We start from the raw sequence: 18,590 nt of genomic DNA, 5'->3' as shown, positions 1-18,590 counted from the left end.
CGACAGAGGAGCATTCCCTGCAGGCGTGTTTCCGCCTTGATTAAGGGTTGAGGAGGGAAAGCGTGTCAGCGAAACGAAAAAAAGCTATAACCACTATATCAGTTAAAGAAAGAATGTAGAACGATTAGCTATAAGGATGATGAAAAGGCCAGCAGATGCTGGCCTTGAGGGGAATTACTTCTTCGCTTCCTGCCACTTACCGTCGATATAGAACATCGACCAGCCTGTCGCTTTGCCCTCCTTCTCGGAGGAAACATACTGCTGCTTAGTTTTACGGCTAAAACGCACTAACGTTTTATTGCCTTCCGGATCCGCCGCTGGCGCTTCCGCCAGGTATTTCAGCTTCTCTGGCAGACGGTCAGCAAAACGTTGCAGCTCTTCCACCAGCGGCGCACGCGTTTCACGCGATTTCGGGAAGGTGTTGGCCGCCAGGAATACCCCTGCCGCACCGTCACGCAATACAAAGTAGGCATCTGATTTTTCACACGCCAGCTCAGGCAACGGTACCGGGTCTTCCTTCGGTGGTGCAACTTCACCATTGCGCAGAATCTTGCGAGTATTTTTACACTCGTCGTTGGTGCAGGCCATGTATTTGCCGAAGCGCCCCATTTTCAGGTGCATTTCGGAACCACACTTTTCACACTCTACGATCGGGCCGTCATAACCTTTGATGCGGAATTCGCCCTGTTCGATTTCGTAGCCGTCACATTCCGGGTTGTTGCCACAGACGTGCAGCTTACGCTGATTGTCGATCAGGTAGCTGTCCATCGCGGTGCCACACTTCTGGCAACGACGACGGGCACGCAACGCATTGGTTTCAGCATCATCGCCTTCCAGTACGTTGAGAACCTCATTTTCCGGAATCAGATTGATGGTCTGTTTGCAGCGTTCTTTGGGTGGCAGCGCATAACCGGAGCAGCCGAGGAATACGCCGGTACTGGCGGTACGGATACCCATTTGGCGGCTACAGGTCGGGCAGTCGATCGAGGTCAGCACCATCTGGTTCGGCTGCATGCCGCCCTCTTCTGGCTCTTTCTCGGCCTGACCTAACTGCTGACTGAAATCGCTGAAGAAGGAATCCAGCACCGCTTTCCACTGCGCTTGATTATTGGCGACCTGGTCAAGGCTGTCTTCCATGCGCGCGGTGAAGTCATAGTTCATCAGTTCACGGAAATTCTGTTCCAGACGATCGGTGACAATTTCACCCATCTTCTCAGCATAGAAGCGGCGGTTTTCTACCCGCACGTAACCGCGATCCTGAATGGTGGAAATAATTGAGGCATAGGTCGATGGACGGCCAATACCCCGTTTTTCCAACTCACGGACTAAGGAAGCTTCGCTGAAGCGGGCTGGCGGCTTGGTGAAGTGCTGGCTTGGCATCAGCTCCTTCAGGTCAAGCATGTCGCCGACATTAACCAGTGGCAGCGTCAAATCTTCATCGTTTTTACGCAGCGCTGGCATCACTTTTGTCCAGCCATCGAAACGCAAAGTACGGCCTTTCGCTTTCAGTTTAAAGTCTGCTGCACCCACCGTCAGGGTGGTGGAGTCATACTGCGCCGGCACCATCTGGCAGGCCACAAACTGACGCCAGATCAGCTGGTACAGTTTCTGCGCATCAGCTTCCATATCTTTCAGCTGTTCTGCCTGGATGTTGACATCCGAAGGTCGAATCGCTTCGTGAGCTTCCTGCGAATTCTCTTTACTGGCGTACGTGATTGGCGACTCTGGCAGATACTTCTTACCAAAACTCTTCTCCACAAAGCCGCGTGCCATCGCCACCGCATCCTGACTCAGGTTGGTGGAGTCAGTACGCATATAGGTGATGTGACCCGCTTCGTAGAGACGCTGCGCCATCATCATGGTTTTCTTCACGCCAAAACCAAGACGAGTACTCGCCGCTTGCTGCAGCGTAGAGGTAATAAAAGGCGCAGAGGGTTTGCTGCTGGTCGGTTTGTCTTCACGATCCAGCACTTCGTAACGCGCTTTTTCCAGCACGGATACCGCAGCATGAGTTTGCTCGCGATTAACCGGACGGAACGCTTTATCACCCTGATGCGTGACCTGCATTGCCAGCGCGTCGCCTTTCGGCGTAGAGAAATCCGCATCGATTTCCCAATACTCTTCCGGCACGAACGCTTTGATTTCGTGCTCGCGCTCAACCACCAGTCGCACAGCCACAGACTGAACACGACCCGCCGACAAGCCACGGGCAATTTTCTTCCACAGCAGCGGGGAAACCATGTAACCCACCACGCGGTCCATAAAGCGACGCGCCTGCTGCGCATTAACACGTTCAATATTCAGTTCGCCCGGTTTTTCAAACGCCTGACGAATCGCATTTTTGGTGATTTCGTTGAACACCACGCGGCTAAACCGCTTGTCATCGCCACCGATCACTTCCCGCAGGTGCCATGCAATAGCCTCCCCTTCGCGGTCAAGGTCCGTTGCGAGGTAGATGTGGTCAGCATCGGCGGCAAGGCTTTTCAATTCGGCTACGACTTTTTCTTTACCCGGCAGAATCTGATAGTCCGCTTCCCAGCCATGCCAGGGATCGACCCCCATGCGGCTGACCAATGCGGCCTTCTCATCCTTCTTAACCTTTTTTCCTGTTTTCGCCTTTTCCCCGTCGGTAGTTTTACGGGCAGTTGAACCGCTGGTCGGCAAATCACGGATATGACCGACGCTGGATTTCACCACGTAGTCATTACCGAGGTATTTATTGATTGTTTTGGCCTTTGCCGGGGACTCAACGATTACGAGTGCTTTACCCATATGTACCTTTACCTAATTGAAACGTCCTGATAAACGGGAGAGGATTCGGTGCCCCAAAACCCAACGGGTTCAATATTGCTGCCAGCTTTTCACATTTCAAGGCAGCGGGGATAATCTCAGGTCAGATTGCATCGACTTATGCAACTTTATGATTAGAAGCGGGTTTTCCATCTGACAGCACCACACATCCGGGTGTGATCTCCCTGAAAGCTGAATCGCCCACACTCTACCTGATAAAATCCGTTACGCAACTTAATTAGCATTCTGATTAATTTTGCGCCAGTTTTGCTGAAGGACGTTGATTTGATGAACAGCGCAACTCGCTAGTAATATAGAAGGAGAACGATTGCTGTCAAAAAAGAGGTCAACAATGTCAGTAGAAACGGAATCCATTTCACGCCAGGCGTTACTGGAAATAGCCAATCAAATGATAAAACAGCACGACGATTATTTAGCCGGGATGGAAGCCAATGACGTGATTCAGCAGGGCGAGATATTGGTATTTCGTGGGCCTTACTTCTTAGATGAAGAAGGCCTGCCGAGCGCGAAAACCACCGCCGTGTTTAACGTGTTTAAATCCCTTGCCGTTGAGCTCTCCTCACGCTATCACCTGGCATAAAAAAGCCCGGCATTTGCCGGGCTTGCTTACAACAGTGGCTTATCACCACGCTGCCATATTTTCAGAATTAACCGCTCGGCCGCCAGACTGGCGCTGTTGGTGAAGCGATCCATCATTTTCTTTTTCCGCGCATAGTGCACGCCCAGCACATTGAACCGATCCATCTGCTTGATAATCAGCGCATCACTGGTGCCGATCTCATCAATCAGCCCCAAATCCAGCGCCTGGCGTCCATACCAGTGTTCACCGGTGGCCACTTTTTCCAAATCCAGTGTCGGACGCATCTGCTGGACAAACTCTTTGAACAGCAGATGGGTTTCGTTGAGATCTTCCTGGAATTTTTCACGTCCCTCATCGGTGTTCTCACCAAACAAGGTCAGCGTGCGCTTATATTGACCCGCCGTGTGCAGTTCAACGTCGATATCATTGCGTTTCAGCAGACGGTTGAAGTTGGGGATCTGCGCGACCACACCAATTGATCCAATGATAGAGAATGGCGCCGCGACGATGCGATCCGCGACACAAGCCATCATATAACCCCCGCTCGCCGCCACTTTATCGACGACGGCAGTTAACTGCAGGCCCGCATCACGCAGACGCTGCAGCTGAGAAGCGGCCAGGCCATAACCGTGCACCACGCCACCCGGGCTTTCCAGACGCAGCAAGACTTCATCACCCGGCACCGCCACCGCCAGCACCGCGGAGATCTCCTCACGCAAAGAACTGACTTCGCCCGCATCCATACTGCCTTTAAACTCCAGCACATAGAGTGTCGGTTTAGCGGCTTCGCTCACACCAGCTTTGGCATTGCGCTTCTCGGTTTTGGCTTTTTGCTTCTCTTCTTTTTTATGCTGCTTCAGCCACACTTTTTGCGCCTGTGGCTTCATCTTCGCCAACTGCAGGTCTTCCTTCATTTCACGATAATCATCGTCGAGATGAGTCAAGCGCAGTTGACCACCGCTGTGGCGTTTACGCATCGCGGCATTGAGCACAATCAGAACAATAGCTGCGAACGCCACCACCACGGTGACGGCCTTGGCCAGAAATAATCCATAACTGGAGAGTAAATCCATTCTGCCGCCTTATTAAACAGTGAATTACAAACAATGGCTGAGTTTACCCGCTTTAACGACTTTCGTCGCCTGAAATGCCCGCAGGCGGCACAGAATGCGAGGCGCGGTGATTGCACCTGGCGACAAATTGAGGCATAAAGCCCAAAACCCTCTGACTTGCCAAAGGACATCGCTGTGCATTATCAACCGAAAAGCGATCTGCTGGAAAATCGCATTATCCTCGTCACCGGCGCTTCTGACGGCATTGGTCGCGAAGCGGCGCTGACCTATGCGCGCTATGGCGCACGCGTCATTTTGATGGGCCGCAACGCCGAAACGCTGCAGCAGACTGAACACGCCATCAATCAGCTGAATAAGCAGCCCGCATCCCATTTGCTGCTGGACTTGTCGCATGCCACGCCAGAAAGCTGCGCTGAGGTGGCCGATCAGATCGCCTCCCTGGTGCCACGGCTCGATGGTGTACTGCACAATGCCGGGATTCTGGGTGAGATCGTCCCACTGGCGGAACTCGATCCTGCCGTCTGGCGCAAGGTGATGCAGATCAATCTTGACGCCACCTTTTATTTAACTCAGGCCTTGCTGCCGCTGCTGCTGAAATCAGACGCCGGTTCACTGGTGTTTACCACGTCGAGCGTCGGCCGTACCGGCCGTGCAGGCTGGGGGGCCTATGCGGTGTCGAAATTCGCCACCGAAGGCATGATGCAGGTACTGGCGGATGAGTATAAAAATCGTCATCTGCGGGTAAATTGCATCAATCCTGGTGGCACTCGCACTAAAATGCGCGCCAGTGCTTTCCCGGAAGAAAATGCCAGTTTACTGAAAACGCCTGCTGATTTGATGCCGCTTTACCTTTATTTGATGGGTGATGACAGCCGTCGCAAAACCGGGATGAGTTTTGATGCCCAGCCGGGACGTAAACCGGGGCCAGCCAGCGCATGAGTGATCGTCATCAGCAACGACAGCAGCGTTTAAAAGAACAGGTTGATGCGCGGATTGCTGCCGCGACAGAAGCGCGCGGCATTTTGATGGTGTTCACCGGCAACGGCAAAGGCAAAACCACCGCCGCCTTTGGTACGGCTTTACGCGCTTGCGGGCACGGTAAAAACGTTGCCGCCGTGCAGTTTATTAAAGGTGAATGGCCAAATGGTGAGCGCAATTTGCTGGAACAGCATGGCGTGGAATTTCAGGTGATGGCCACCGGCTTTACCTGGGATACTCAAAATCGGGAGACCGATACTGCCGCCTGCCAACAGGTTTGGCAGGCGGCAAAGCGTATGCTTGCCGATGAGCATGTGGATTTAGTGATCCTCGATGAAATCACCTACATGGTTAGTATGGATTATCTGGATCTGGATGAACTGGTGCGCGTGCTGGGACAACGTCCGGTTCAACAAAGTGTGATTATCACCGGTCGAGGCTGCCATCGAACCTTGCTCGAGATGGCGGATACCGTGACCGAGATGCGCCCGGTTAAGCATGCATTTGATGCAGGCATTCAGGCTCAGCAGGGAATAGATTGGTAAAACAGTGACGCCGCTGCATGCGGCGTCACGGGCATATCAGGAACCGCGCTTGTTGGTTCCACTGGTCCGCGTGCTGCTGTTGCGGCTGCTACTGCTGCCGCCGCGACGTGGGCTGCCGCTTACATTACTATGACGTTTTACCGCGCGACGAATCTGATTGGCTTTAGTACGACGACGATCTTTTTCAACCGCGACTTTCGTCACCGTCTCTTCCGGCATATCCACCAGCGTACGCAGGTAGTTAACCGCCGGTAATTCCATCTCCATCCAGCCACCGCGAGGTAACCCTTTTGGCAACTGAATATCGCCATAACGGACGCGCATCAGGCGGCTAACCTGCACACCTACGGCTTCCCACAAACGGCGGACTTCACGGTTACGTCCTTCGGTCAGGGTGACGTTATACCACTGGTTGATGCCTTCACCGCCAGCAAACTTAATGGTTTTGAACGATGCCGGGCCATCTTCTAACTGCACACCTTTACTGAGCTGACGAATTTTATCGTCATCCACTTCGCCGAATACACGCACCGCATATTCACGCTCAACTTCACGGCTTGGGTGCATCAGACGGTTCGCCAGTTCACCATCGGTGGTGAACAACATCAGACCACAGGTGTTAACGTCCAAACGACCCACAGCGATCCAGCGTGAACCGCGCAGACGCGGCAGACGGTCGAATACCGTTGGACGCCCTTCAGGATCGTTACGGGTACAGAGTTCGCCTTCTGGTTTGTAATACGCCAGCACGCGGCAGACTTCAGTGGCGGATTCAGCAATCGAAACCAGATGGCCATCAATACGAATTTTCAGGGATTTATCATTTTCAATGCGATCGCCCAGCGTCGCCAGTTTGCCATCGACGCTGACGCGTCCGGCTGAAATCATCGTTTCGATTTCGCGGCGTGAACCGTGACCAGCACGCGCTAATACTTTTTGTAGTTTCTCACTCATGGAGATGCCTCGTTGTCGCCTTCCCAGGCGTCGTGGTAAGAAGAGGTACGATACGGGGATTACCAGTTCCCATATCAGAATCTGTTACCGCTGAGCATAGCGCATGCCATCTCAGGCGGCCCGCGATTTTACACTAACGCAAGTTTCGTTAACACCTTTTCCTTTGCTGCCGATAATAAAGGCCAAAGGCTGCGTCACCCGTTTAGTGCCATATGCCTAAACATTTACGCTGCTTATAGATGCACCAACCACACTTCTCTTCTTTATGCGCCAAGTGACTGAATTTTTATCATTTACTCTTGGCTCTATATGCCTGGTTATTACCCCCACTTTAGACCCGTGATACATTAGCGCTTTTCAAGACTGGTCTGCTAGGATTGCGCACCACGCTTAAGGATAATCCCAAACATAAAATCTAAACCCAAACTGCAAAACAGGATAAAAAACTAATTAACCGGGATAAATAAGGCTCATTAGTCCAGTAATTTTAAATTACCAGTTAATTGGCACTGCAGGTTGGATTAAGTCTGTATTTTCGCATTATTTGATTCAGATTAAATTTGATGAATTGTTCTGATAAAAAAATTGTGTAAAATTTAAGCCTGAAACAGAGTGTGCCGTATTTATAAAAGCGTAACCTTTACTATTTACACTCGTTTCTCTAACAAGCCACTAACAAAATCACTGTGGCATTGTTGATAATATAAACCGGCGCACGCAGGAATTGACGCGTTTATTCATTCACGGAATGAATTTAATTTGCATGTCGAAAGTCTTCACCAGGGATTTTCCTGACATGCTTAAAAGAAGATGACTATCATGAAAACCTCTCTGCTTTGGCCTGCCCTCGCGGCGCTGGCACTGAGCGGCTGTTCCGTGGGCCATACTGAGTATAGTCGAGCGGCGCTTGAACACGTGGATATGAGCGTGACAGGCATCCCGACGGTATTGGGTCTGGGTATCCTCGGTACAACCATCCCTTTAACACCAGAGTACAGCCTGACAGCTGCGCACGTCGCCACCACTGCCGTACAGCGTGTGAAGGCTTATCATCCTTATTGCGACGTCGCCATTATCTATCATAAGAATAGCCCGGAAACGCTGGCAAAATTCCGCACCAGCAAAGTCGGTGAACCCATTAAGATGTACGGCTACAGCTTTATTTCAGCCATGCCCGTGGAATCAAGTGGTGTTAATTTAGCGCGCACCGCTATTACCAATAAATGGAATAAAAAACCGTGCATGGCAATGGCATCAAATGCTGGCGTTGTACAGGGAATGTCGGGGGGCGCGGTATATAATGCTGACCAGACAATTGGCGGAGTGATTGTGGGCTACAGCCATGAAATTTCCAATGTGCGCAGCAAACAAGTCATTCTGAAAGATGTTTCGCTGTATATTCCGTACGGTGATTTTAAACATTGGCTGGAAAAGAATATTGGCCAGACGACGTTAACGCCGCCTGACCACGCGTGATTAGAGGAACGGGCGCGTGTCGCCGACCCCTTCACGAACCACAACCGGTACATCGCTGGTGAGATCGATCACCGTCGTCGGCTGCTGCCCTAACGTGCCGCCATCAATGATCAGATCCACCAGCTTACCGATGCTGTGCTGAATCTCTTCAGGATCCGATTCCGTGAAGTCATTACCGGGCAACATCAGCGAAGTAGACATCATCGGCTCATTCAATCTCTCCAGTAACGCCAGCGCCACCGGATTGGAAGGTACGCGCAAACCAATAGTTTTACGCTTGTCATTCATCAAACGACGCGGCACCTCTTTGGTCGCTTTGAGAATGAAGGTGTAACTGCCCGGCGTATTGTTTTTCAGAATACGAAACGCGGTATTGTCCACCTGCGAATACGTCGAGAGCTCAGACAGATCGCGACACATCAACGTAAAATTGTGGTTGCCATCTAACTGCCGGATACGGCAGATACGCTCCATCGCGTTCTTCTCTTCCAGTCTGCAGCCTAGCGCGTAACCCGAATCGGTGGGATAGACAATCACGCCACCTTTATTAAGATAATCGACCGCCTGATTGACCAGACGCGGTTGCGGGTTATCTGGATGAATGTGAAAAAATTGACTCATAAAAACCTCATGTCACCTGTCTGCAATAGCCACGGCGGGCGCTAACGCGGGAAAGCGTTCCCAGATGGGTTCAACGCCGCCCGGCAGCCATAACTTGCGCCCCAGTTCTATCCACGGACAGGGTTGGTGAAAATCTGATCCCTGCGATCCCGCCAGCTGATTGTCGCGCGCATAAGTCGCGAGCTGCGTGCGCTCGTTGGGTGCCTGCTGACACTGCGCCACTTCCATTGCATCACCACCGACCTCGGCGAAATGGGCAATCAGTCGCTTAAGCCACTTTGCAGACAATCCATAGCGACCCGGATGTGCGAGTACCGCAACGCCGCCAGAATGATGAATGGCATCAATAGCTTGTTTAATTGTACACCATTGCGGCGGCACATAGCCGGTTTTCCCACGGGCAAGATAGTTCTTGAACACTTGCGCCATGTTATCGGCTTTACCCATCTCGACCAGATAACGGGCGAAATGACCGCGGGTGATCACACCGCCCTGAGCCAGGCGTTGCGCCCCAGCCAACGCATCAGGAATGCGGGCACGTTCGAGACGCTCTGCAATCAGCTGAGCCCGTTCAACGCGGCATTGATGCTGTTGCTCAAGAAACAAGGTCAGTGCCGGATGCTGGCAATCCACATTTAAACCTACGATATGAATTTCGTGGTTTTCCCACAATGTGGAGGCCTCTAATCCGGCCAGAATACGAATCGGTAGATTCTGTTGCTGCACAGCGGCTTGCGCTTCTGCCACGCCAGCAACGGTGTCGTGATCGGTAATCGCCAGTACCCCTACTTTCATTTCGACGGCACGTTGCACCAACTCGGTAGGGGTCAGCAAACCGTCAGACGCCTGGGTATGGCTGTGTAAATCGTAAAGGGGAAAACGGGCAATATCCGACAAGGTAACTCCAGCAGCAACTTAACTCGGCTGGCATGATAACGATTTTGACCCTGACTGAAAAAGGGTATTGACTTTTTTCATCTGAACCAGTTAACTAGTACACAAGTTCACACGTAACGGGTATCTCATCATGACTAATTTTGGTACGCATGCAAAAGGTTGGTGGCGCGATAATCCTTTAAACGGGCGACGTCGTCGTGCACAACATGCGTAACCATTGTGCAGATACCTGAGCCCGCCACCGAGCGGGCTTTTTTTTGAGCGAAATTCAGAGATGACAATAATGGCTAATGCGAAACCTACATTGAAGTTGATTACCGGTACCGCGCCCTACCGCGAAGATCCGGCCGCAGTGTTCCATCAAATTTGCGGCGCACGTCCGGCAACTCTGCTGCTTGAATCTGCCGACATCGACAGCAAAAAGAATCTGAAAAGCTTACTGATTGTGGATAGCGCCCTGCGCATCAGCGCACTGGGCAACGTGGTGACATTACAGGCGCTGTCAGAAAACGGTCGCACCATTCTGCCACTGCTGGATGAAGCACTGCCGCAGGATGTCAGCATTGAAGCGCGTCCGGATGGCCGCGTGCTGCATTTCCCGCTGCCTCAGGGGTTGCAAGATGAAGATTCACGTCTGAAAGCATTGTCTGTTTTCGATGCGCTGCGCCTGATTCCGCAACTGGTGAACAGCCCAGAGGAAGAGCGTGAAGCAATGTTCCTCGGCGGATTGTTTGCTTATGACCTGGTGGCCGGATTTGAAGATTTACCCGAGCTGCGTAATGAGCAAAGCTGCCCGGATTACTGCTTCTACCTGGCAGAAACCCTGCTGGTGATTGATCACCAGACCCGTAGCGCTCGCCTGCAGGCCAGTCTGTTCAGCCCCTCCACCAGCGAATTCCAGCGCCTGCAGAGTCGTATCGAGCAGCTGCGTGGTCAAATGACACAGCCTGCACCGGCATTACCGGTGCAGCGTGTAGAGCAAATGGCTCTGAGCACCAATCAGAGCGATGAAGAGTATTGCAGTGTGGTGCGTGAGATGCAGGAAGCGATTCGCATCGGCGAAATCTTCCAGGTGGTGCCATCGCGCCGCTTCTCGCTGCCGTGCCCTTCTCCGCTGGCCGCTTATGACACGCTGAAGCACAGCAATCCCAGCCCATATATGTTCTTTATGCAGGATCAGGACTTTGCGCTGTTTGGCGCTTCACCAGAAAGCTCACTCAAGTATGACGCCACTTCACGTCAGATTGAGATCTACCCGATTGCCGGTACGCGTCCACGTGGCCGACATGCCGATGGTTCACTGGACCGCGATCTCGACAGCCGTATCGAACTGGAAATGCGCACCGACCACAAAGAGCTGGCGGAACACCTGATGCTGGTGGATCTGGCGCGTAATGATCTGGCTCGCATCTGCGTGCCTGGTAGCCGCTATGTGGCAGACCTGACCAAAGTAGACCGTTACTCTTTCGTGATGCATCTGGTCTCTCGCGTGGTTGGCACGCTGCGTGACGATCTTGATGTCCTGCACGCCTATCGCGCCTGCATGAACATGGGCACCTTAAGCGGCGCGCCAAAAGTGCGTGCCATGCAGTTGATTGCTGAGAAAGAAGGCACGCGTCGCGGCAGCTACGGCGGTGCGGTAGGTTATTTCACCGCACACGGCGATTTGGATACCTGCATCGTGATTCGCTCCGCTTGGGTGGAAGATGGTGTTGCAACCGTCCAAGCCGGTGCCGGTGTGGTACTGGATTCTCAGCCTCAGGCTGAAGCGGATGAAAGCCGCAATAAAGCGCGCGCGGTATTACGTGCCATCGCCACAGCCCATCATTGCAAGGAGATTTTCTGATGGCCGATATCCTGTTGCTCGATAACATCGACTCCTTTACCTATAACCTCGTTGATCAGCTGCGCACCTTTGGTCACAACGTGGTGATTTACCGCAATAACGTGCCGGCTGAAGTGCTGATTGAACGACTGCAGCAGATGGAAAATCCGGTGCTGATGCTGTCGCCAGGCCCCGGCGCGCCGAAAGATGCCGGCTGCATGCCTGCGTTACTGCAAGCACTGCGTGGTCGTCTGCCGATTATCGGCATCTGCCTCGGTCATCAGGCGATTGTTGAGGCTTATGGTGGTCATGTAGGCCAGGCCGGTGAGATTCTGCACGGCAAAGCCTCTTCGATTAATCACGACGGTGAAGCGATGTTTAGCGGCCTGAGCAATCCGCTGCCGGTGGCCCGTTATCACTCGCTGGTGGGCAGCAATACGCCTGCCGAATTGACCGTTAACGCCAGCTACAACGGCATGGTAATGGCCGTTCGCCATGATGCCGACCGTGTGTGTGGCTTCCAGTTCCACCCCGAATCCATTCTCACCACCCAGGGCGCACGTTTGTTAGAGCAAACGCTGGCCTGGGCGTTGGCGAAATAATAGGGAGATTATGATGCAAAATATTCTGGAAAAACTTTACCAGGCACAAACCCTGAGCCAGGCGGAAAGCCATCAGCTATTTAGCGCCATTATTAAAGGTCAGCTCGAGCCGACCCAACTAGCCGCTGCGCTGATTGCAATGAAAGTCCGTGGCGAGCGCCCGGAAGAGATCGCGGGTGCCGCTACGGCACTGCTGGAAGATGCGAAACCGTTCCCGCGTCCGGATTACACTTTCGCCGATATCGTTGGCACCGGCGGTGACGGCAGTAACAGCATTAACATCTCCACCGCCAGCGCCTTTGTCGCCGCAACCTGTGGGCTGAAAGTGGCCAAGCACGGCAATCGTAGCGTGTCGAGCAAATCCGGCTCGTCCGATCTGCTGGCGGCTTTTGGTATCGATCTGGATATGCCCGCTGAAAAAGCGCGTAAGGCACTGGACGATCTTAACGTCTGCTTCCTGTTCGCGCCGCAATATCACAGCGGATTCCGTCACGCGATGCCAGTGCGTCAACAGTTAAAAACCCGCACCTTGTTTAACGTGCTGGGCCCTTTAATCAATCCGGCGCGACCCCCACTGGCGGTTATCGGCGTGTACAGTCCGGAACTGGTGCTGCCGATTGCCCAAACCCTGAAGGTGCTTGGCTATCAGCGTGCGGCAGTGGTGCATGGCGGCGGGATGGATGAAGTGGCGCTGCACAGTGCGACTCAGGTCGCTGAGCTGCGTGACGGTGAAATCACCAGTTATCAGCTGACGCCTGAAGACTTCGGTTTCGGCTTCCATGATAAAGAAGCCCTGGCGGGCGGCACGCCGGAAGAAAACCGTGACATTCTGGCGCGTTTGCTCCAGGGTAAAGGCCAGCCAGCCCATGAGCAGGCCGTTGCGGTGAACGTCGCAATGTTGCTGAAAGTATTCGGAAATGAAGATTTGCGCGACAACGCTCAGCGCGCCATCACCGCAATTCGCAGTGGTCAGGCTTACGAGCGCGTTGTTGCTCTGGCAGCGAGAGGATGAGATGAGTATCAAGGGCACCGTTTTAGAGAAAATTGTTCAGGATAAAGCCGTCTGGGTTGAAGCACGCAAGGCACAGCAGCCGCTGGCGACCTTCCAGAACAGCTTGCAGCCTGCAGGACGCCACTTTTACGATGCGCTACGTGGCACGCGCACCGTGTTCATCCTGGAATGCAAAAAAGCCTCCCCGTCGAAGGGTTTGATTCGCGAAGATTTTGATCCTGCGACCATCGCCGGCGTTTATCGTCATCACGCCTCGGCCGTTTCCGTCTTAACTGACGAGAAGTATTTCCAGGGTGATTTTGAGTTTCTGCCGATCGTCAGTGCCGCGATTACTCAACCGGTGCTGTGCAAAGACTTCATTATCGATCCCTACCAAATCTACCTGGCGCGCCACTATCAGGCCGATGCCATCCTGCTGATGCTGTCGGTTCTGGATGATGAGCAATATCGTCAGTTCGCCGCCGTGGCGCATAGCCTGAAAATGGGCGTACTGACTGAAGTCAGTAATGAAGAAGAACTGGAGCGTGCGATTGCGCTGGAAGCTAAAGTGGTCGGTATCAATAACCGCGACCTGCGCGACCTATCGATTGATCTGAATCGCACCCGTCAACTGGCACCACGTTTAAGCCACGGTGTGACAGTGATCAGCGAATCGGGCATCCATAACTATGCGCAGGTGCGTGAGCTGAGCCACTTCGCCAACGGCTTCCTGATTGGCTCCGCACTGATGGAAGAAGCCGATCTCAATGCTGGCGTGCGTCGCGTATTGCTCGGTGACAACAAAGTCTGCGGCCTGACCCGGCCTGACGATGCACGCATTGCGCACGAAGCGGGCGCGATTTATGGCGGTGTGATTTTCGCAGAAGGTTCACCGCGTAAAGTCAGCGCCGAACAGGCTCAAAATGTGATAGCGGCTGCACCACTGAAGTATGTCGGCGTATTCCGCAATAACTCTGTAAGTGACATTGTCACACATGCCAGTTCACTTAACCTTTCCGCTGTGCAACTGCATGGTGATGAAGATCAGGCGTTCGTCGCAGAACTGCGCAGCGCCCTGCCAGAAGAGGTGAAGATTTGGAAGGCGCTGAGCATCAGCGGAAGCCTTCCAGTCCGCGATTGGCCGCATGTGGATCGTTACGTGTTTGATAATGGCCAGGGCGGCAGCGGACAGCGATTCGACTGGTCACTGCTGCAGGGTGAAGATCTCAGCAACGTGCTGCTGGCCGGCGGATTAAGCGCCGACAACTGCGTGGAGGCTGCACAACTGGGCTGCGCCGGACTGGACTTTAACTCTGGCGTTGAATCCGCACCCGGCATCAAAGATGCCAGTAAAGTCGCGGCGGTATTCCGCACACTGCGCGCCTATTAATTTCGCTCGCCCGCCGATGCGCGGGCCGCATAAGGAAGATGAGAGATGACGACGTTATTGAATCCCTACTTTGGCGAGTTTGGCGGTCAATATGTACCGCAGATTCTGATGCCCGCTCTGCGCCAGTTGGAAAGCGCCTTTGTCGAAGCGCAGCGCGATCCTGAATTTCAGGCTGAATTCACCGATCTGCTGAAAAACTATGCCGGTCGTCCTACCGCGTTGACGCTTTGCAGTAATCTGATAAAAGGCACAAAAACCCGCCTGTATCTGAAGCGTGAAGATTTGCTGCACGGCGGTGCACATAAAACCAACCAGGTGTTGGGCCAGGCGCTGCTCGCCAAGCGCATGGGCAAAAATGAAATTATCGCTGAGACCGGAGCCGGGCAGCATGGCGTGGCTTCAGCGCTGGCGTGCGCGCTGCTGGGCATGAAATGCCGCATTTATATGGGTGCAAAGGACGTTGAACGTCAGTCACCTAACGTGTTCCGTATGCGTTTGATGGGCGCGGAAGTGATTCCGGTGCACAGTGGTTCGGCCACGCTGAAAGATGCCTGTAACGAGGCGCTGCGTGACTGGTCTGGCAGCTACGAAACCGCGCACTACATGCTCGGCACCGCAGCGGGTCCGCATCCCTTCCCGACTATTGTGCGTGAGTTCCAGCGCATGATTGGCGAAGAAACCAAAGCGCAGATTCTGGAGCGTGAAGGTCGTCTGCCGGATGCAGTGCTGGCCTGTGTGGGTGGCGGTTCAAATGCCATCGGCATGTTCGCTGACTTTATTGATGACACCAGCGTCGGTCTGTTCGGCGTTGAACCTGCGGGTCACGGCATCGAAACCGGCGAACACGGCGCGCCACTCAAGCACGGTCGCGTCGGTATCTACTTCGGCATGAAAGCGCCAATGATGCAGACTGAGGAAGGCCAGATCGAAGAATCCTATTCGATCTCAGCCGGCCTCGATTTCCCTTCTGTTGGCCCACAGCACGCCCATCTCAACAGCATTGGTCGCGCCGAGTATGTGTCGATTACCGATGATGAAGCGCTGTCAGCGTTCAAAGAGTTGTGTCGTGCAGAAGGCATTATTCCGGCTCTGGAATCCTCTCATGCTCTGGCGCACGCCTTGAAAATGATCCGCGAGAACCCAGAGAAAGAGCAGTTGCTGGTGGTTAACCTGTCCGGTCGCGGCGACAAAGACATCTTCACCGTTCACGATATTTTGAAAGCTAAGGGAGAGATCTGATGGAACGTTATAATCAGCTGTTTCAACGTCTGTCGGCGAAGAAAGAAGGCGCATTTGTTCCTTTCGTCACCCTTGGCGACCCGACCCCTGAACTGTCACTGAAGATCATCGATACATTGGTAGCAGGCGGAGCCGATGCGTTAGAGCTGGGCATTCCGTTCTCCGATCCGCTGGCGGATGGCCCAACGATTCAGGGGGCAACCCTACGTGCCTTCGCGGCGGGTACCACTGTCGCGCAGTGTTTCGAGATCCTTGCCGCCGTGCGCCAGAAGTATCCTGAACTGCCGATTGGGCTGTTGATGTACGCTAATCTGGTGTTCAGCAAAGGTATCGACAACTTCTACGCACAATGTGAAGCCGTCGGCGTTGATTCCGTTCTGGTGGCGGATGTACCGGTTGAAGAGTCTGCACCGTTCCGTCAGGCTGCGATGCGACATAACGTTGCACCCATCTTCATCTGCCCGCCGAATGCCGATGATAATTTGCTGCGGGAGATTGCCTCACACGGTCGCGGTTATACCTATCTGCTGTCGCGCGCGGGCGTAACGGGTGCAGAAAATCGCGCCAGCCAGCCGCTGAATCATTTGATTGAGAAGCTGAGCGAATATCATGCTGCACCACCGTTGCAGGGATTTGGTATCTCAGAAGCAAGCCAGGTGAGAGAAGCCATCGCGGCAGGCGCAGCGGGTGCGATTTCGGGATCAGCTATTGTGAAGATCATCGAACGTAACCAGAACGATCCCGACACGCTGTTAGCGGAACTGAAAGCGTTTGTCAGCGATCTGAAAGCTGGCACGCGCTAAATCCTCAGGACCCTGTTCGCGATGGCGGATAGGGTCTTCTCTTGATTATTCCAGCCTGAACGTTTGCTCATCGCCTGAGCCATCAGGATAAGTCAGCTTCATCGTCAGCTTGTCGTTTCTGATTTGCCACGTCAGCTTCTCGTCTTCTGGCCCCTCACGCCAACGTCCACTGCTATCTGGATTATCTGACATCAAGATAACGCTCTCGCCCTGGACCCGGCAGCGCACGGCCCAGCGTGATTGATCGGAGGGCCGGATATAGTGCACCCACGCCACGCCCTGCTCATCCACCTTATCCAGCTGCATGATTTTGAAGCTGCGACCAAAGCTCAGCGCGGTAGCCGCTTTGCACAGGGTCCCCAGGTGTGGATTGATTAACGGTTCTGCCTGCGCGCTGGGCACTGGCAAAATTTGTGAAGCAAATAGCTGGAGGTAGGACAGATAGCTCATTGTCACTATCGCCAGAATGGCACGCTTTTTCATTATTGTTTTCCCTGCCTGATGCTTAAATTTGCACCTGTCGGCTTATCGTCTTGTTGTTTTATTATTCGTTTTGCCCTGCTTTTTTAGCTTACCGTTTGCCTTGCTGCCGTCATTGGATCAATAAGTGGTAAAAATCGCGTATTTCCATCTTTTTCACCCCAGGCGATTTGCCGATTTGCAAAGCGCATACCACAATTAATCGCACCGTCTCGTCGCGGTGAAACACCATCTAAGACAGGGAGATAACCAATGAATTTTTTCAAAGTCGTTGCAGGATTATTAATGGCTGCGGTCATGGCGATCACACTTAGCGCCTGTGCACCAACAGCAACAAAGGAAGGAACCGGGGGCTATATCGATGATACGGTGATCACAACCAAGGTTAAGGCACAGTTGTTGAATGACGACTCGCTGAAATCCACCGAAATCAACGTCGAAACCTTTAAAGGAAAAGTGCAGTTAAGCGGCTTTGTCAGCTCACCGCAGATGGCGAACCGTGCAGTGACGGTGACCCGCAGCGTGGCAGGGGTTAAATCTGTGGTTAACAATATGCAGATTAAGTAATAGCGTATCGATACTGCAGCGGGCGGCCTTTGGGTCGCCCGTTGTGTTTCAGCGGGTGCCTCAGAAACGGTAACCCACACCAAAGAAGAACACCCACGGATCGATGCGCGTGTTGATATTCTGTTGTTCACCGTTGGCTTTAAATTTCACTTCAGTATCGATGTCCATGTACCACAGCGATGCGTTCAGCATCCAGTCGCGGTTGATTTGATAATCCATCCCCACCTGACCCGCCACACCCCAGGAATCTTTGACGCTTAAATCACTTAAGCCCGCGTCCTGGCCGGTTTGATTAAATTTGGCATCGTAGAACGTGGTGTAGTTGATACCTACGCCAACATATGGGCGCACCGGGCTGCGGCTATCGAAGAAATAATACTGTGCCATCAGCGTCGGCGGCAGCTGGCGCACGGTAGCCAGATTTCCGGTGGCACCAAGACCAACCTTGTGACGGAACGGTGTCGCCGCCAGCAGCTCCACACCGATGTTGTCTGTCGCCATGTAGGTGAAGGTCAAGCCTAGTTGGGTGTCGTTACTCACGTTAAAGCCGCCCATACCCAGCACATTGTCAGAGCCTTCGGTTGGACGAACAGTCGCGCTACCGGCACGCATGAAAAAATCCCCCGCCTGATGAGCCAGTGCCAGTTGCGGGATAGCCAGAGCCATGAGCAATGCGCATTTTGCCAGTTTCATAATCACTCCTTTGCAGAAAAGTAAGGTCTTAATCGGGATCGCGGCACAAGATCTAACCCTTTTTC

17 protein-coding genes, 1 pseudogene and 1 other annotated feature are annotated in these 18,590 nt (G+C 53.3%); of the genes and pseudogenes, 10 read left to right on the top strand and 8 right to left on the bottom strand.

Translation table 11 applies throughout. The features are described from left to right. Positions 1-174 precede the first annotated feature (174 nt). Complete coding sequence (topA, locus tag CRO33_RS03165; protein WP_097117003.1) at positions 175-2,772, bottom strand: type I DNA topoisomerase; 2,598 nt, start codon at positions 2,770-2,772, stop codon at positions 175-177. A gap of 370 nt (positions 2,773-3,142) precedes the next feature. Between topA and CRO33_RS03160 the strand changes: the two genes are divergently transcribed. Next, complete coding sequence (locus CRO33_RS03160) at positions 3,143-3,391, top strand: YciN family protein (RefSeq protein ID WP_097117002.1); 249 nt, start codon at positions 3,143-3,145, stop codon at positions 3,389-3,391. 26 nt (positions 3,392-3,417) lie between these two features. Here the strand turns inward: CRO33_RS03160 and sohB are convergent, their stop codons facing one another. Beyond that, positions 3,418-4,464 (bottom strand): protease SohB, encoded by a 1,047-nt coding sequence (sohB, locus tag CRO33_RS03155; protein WP_097117001.1) that lies wholly within the window; start codon positions 4,462-4,464, stop codon positions 3,418-3,420. Positions 4,465-4,638: 174 nt separating this feature from the next. Between sohB and CRO33_RS03150 the strand changes: the two genes are divergently transcribed. Together CRO33_RS03150 and cobO are read left to right on the top strand one after the other, a co-directional pair. Next, positions 4,639-5,403, top strand: a complete 765-nt coding sequence (locus CRO33_RS03150) for a YciK family oxidoreductase (RefSeq protein ID WP_097117000.1) — start codon at positions 4,639-4,641, stop codon at positions 5,401-5,403. Further along, positions 5,400-5,987 (top strand): cob(I)yrinic acid a,c-diamide adenosyltransferase, encoded by a 588-nt coding sequence (cobO, locus tag CRO33_RS03145; protein WP_058959807.1) that lies wholly within the window; start codon positions 5,400-5,402, stop codon positions 5,985-5,987. The genes CRO33_RS03150 and cobO overlap by 4 nt, the downstream gene beginning before the upstream one ends. 36 nt (positions 5,988-6,023) lie before the next feature. Here the strand turns inward: cobO and rluB are convergent, their stop codons facing one another. Then, a complete protein-coding gene (rluB, locus tag CRO33_RS03140; RefSeq protein ID WP_034821500.1) occupies positions 6,024-6,941 on the bottom strand; it encodes a 23S rRNA pseudouridine(2605) synthase RluB in 918 nt (305 codons plus the stop codon). An 819-nt stretch (positions 6,942-7,760) separates the two neighbouring features. Between rluB and CRO33_RS03135 the strand changes: the two genes are divergently transcribed. Next, the gene (locus CRO33_RS03135; protein ID WP_034821503.1) at positions 7,761-8,417 is read left to right on the top strand and encodes a serine protease; all 657 of its coding nucleotides are present in this window, start codon (positions 7,761-7,763) and stop codon (positions 8,415-8,417) included. On the opposite strand, the gene CRO33_RS03130 is transcribed toward CRO33_RS03135, so the two are convergent. Both CRO33_RS03130 and rnm read right to left on the bottom strand, forming a co-directional pair. Beyond that, on the bottom strand, positions 8,418-9,038 hold the full coding sequence (locus CRO33_RS03130; RefSeq protein WP_045814395.1) for an L-threonylcarbamoyladenylate synthase: 621 nt from the start codon (positions 9,036-9,038) through the stop codon (positions 8,418-8,420). Positions 9,039-9,050: 12 nt separating this feature from the next. After that, on the bottom strand, positions 9,051-9,935 hold the full coding sequence (gene rnm, locus CRO33_RS03125) for an RNase RNM (protein ID WP_097116999.1): 885 nt from the start codon (positions 9,933-9,935) through the stop codon (positions 9,051-9,053). Positions 9,936-10,089: 154 nt separating this feature from the next. Beyond that, positions 10,090-10,194, top strand: a sequence feature (Trp leader region). A 24-nt stretch (positions 10,195-10,218) separates the two neighbouring features. Between rnm and CRO33_RS03120 the strand changes: the two genes are divergently transcribed. From CRO33_RS03120 to trpA, 5 genes and pseudogenes are all read left to right on the top strand, one after another. Next, complete coding sequence (locus CRO33_RS03120) at positions 10,219-11,781, top strand: anthranilate synthase component 1 (protein WP_097116998.1); 1,563 nt, start codon at positions 10,219-10,221, stop codon at positions 11,779-11,781. Further along, a pseudogene (gene trpD / locus CRO33_RS24715) lies at positions 11,781-13,374 on the top strand (bifunctional anthranilate synthase glutamate amidotransferase component TrpG/anthranilate phosphoribosyltransferase TrpD). The gene CRO33_RS03120 and the pseudogene trpD overlap by 1 nt, the downstream one beginning before the upstream one ends. A gap of 1 nt (position 13,375) precedes the next feature. Continuing rightward, a complete protein-coding gene (trpCF, locus tag CRO33_RS03105) occupies positions 13,376-14,743 on the top strand; it encodes a bifunctional indole-3-glycerol-phosphate synthase TrpC/phosphoribosylanthranilate isomerase TrpF (protein WP_097116995.1) in 1,368 nt (455 codons plus the stop codon). Positions 14,744-14,788: 45 nt separating this feature from the next. Next, complete coding sequence (gene trpB, locus CRO33_RS03100; RefSeq protein WP_097116994.1) at positions 14,789-15,982, top strand: tryptophan synthase subunit beta; 1,194 nt, start codon at positions 14,789-14,791, stop codon at positions 15,980-15,982. Next, entirely contained in the window at positions 15,982-16,785 is an 804-nt protein-coding gene (trpA, locus tag CRO33_RS03095) for a tryptophan synthase subunit alpha (protein WP_097116993.1), read from the top strand. Before trpB ends, trpA begins: the two co-directional genes overlap by 1 nt. 45 nt (positions 16,786-16,830) lie before the next feature. Here the strand turns inward: trpA and CRO33_RS03090 are convergent, their stop codons facing one another. Together CRO33_RS03090 and CRO33_RS24505 are read right to left on the bottom strand one after the other, a co-directional pair. After that, complete coding sequence (locus CRO33_RS03090; protein WP_097116992.1) at positions 16,831-17,268, bottom strand: hypothetical protein; 438 nt, start codon at positions 17,266-17,268, stop codon at positions 16,831-16,833. 83 nt (positions 17,269-17,351) lie between these two features. Next, a complete protein-coding gene (locus CRO33_RS24505; protein ID WP_167347097.1) occupies positions 17,352-17,564 on the bottom strand; it encodes a hypothetical protein in 213 nt (70 codons plus the stop codon). On the opposite strand from CRO33_RS24505, the gene CRO33_RS03085 reads away from it, so the two are divergent. Further along, on the top strand, positions 17,518-17,832 hold the full coding sequence (locus CRO33_RS03085) for a BON domain-containing protein (protein ID WP_034828856.1): 315 nt from the start codon (positions 17,518-17,520) through the stop codon (positions 17,830-17,832). The genes CRO33_RS24505 and CRO33_RS03085 overlap by 47 nt on opposite strands. 60 nt (positions 17,833-17,892) lie before the next feature. Here CRO33_RS03085 and ompW read toward each other — a convergent pair whose 3' ends face one another. Next, positions 17,893-18,525: an outer membrane protein OmpW gene (gene ompW / locus CRO33_RS03080; RefSeq protein WP_097116991.1), complete on the bottom strand. Its 633-nt coding sequence runs from the start codon at positions 18,523-18,525 to the stop codon at positions 17,893-17,895. Between the last annotated feature and the right edge of the window lie 65 nt (positions 18,526-18,590).

Source organism: Pantoea sp. GL120224-02 (genome assembly GCF_900215395.1).
Lineage (GTDB): Bacteria > Pseudomonadota > Gammaproteobacteria > Enterobacterales > Enterobacteriaceae > Pantoea > Pantoea communis.
This window is presented reverse-complemented; position numbering and strand designations above follow the sequence as displayed.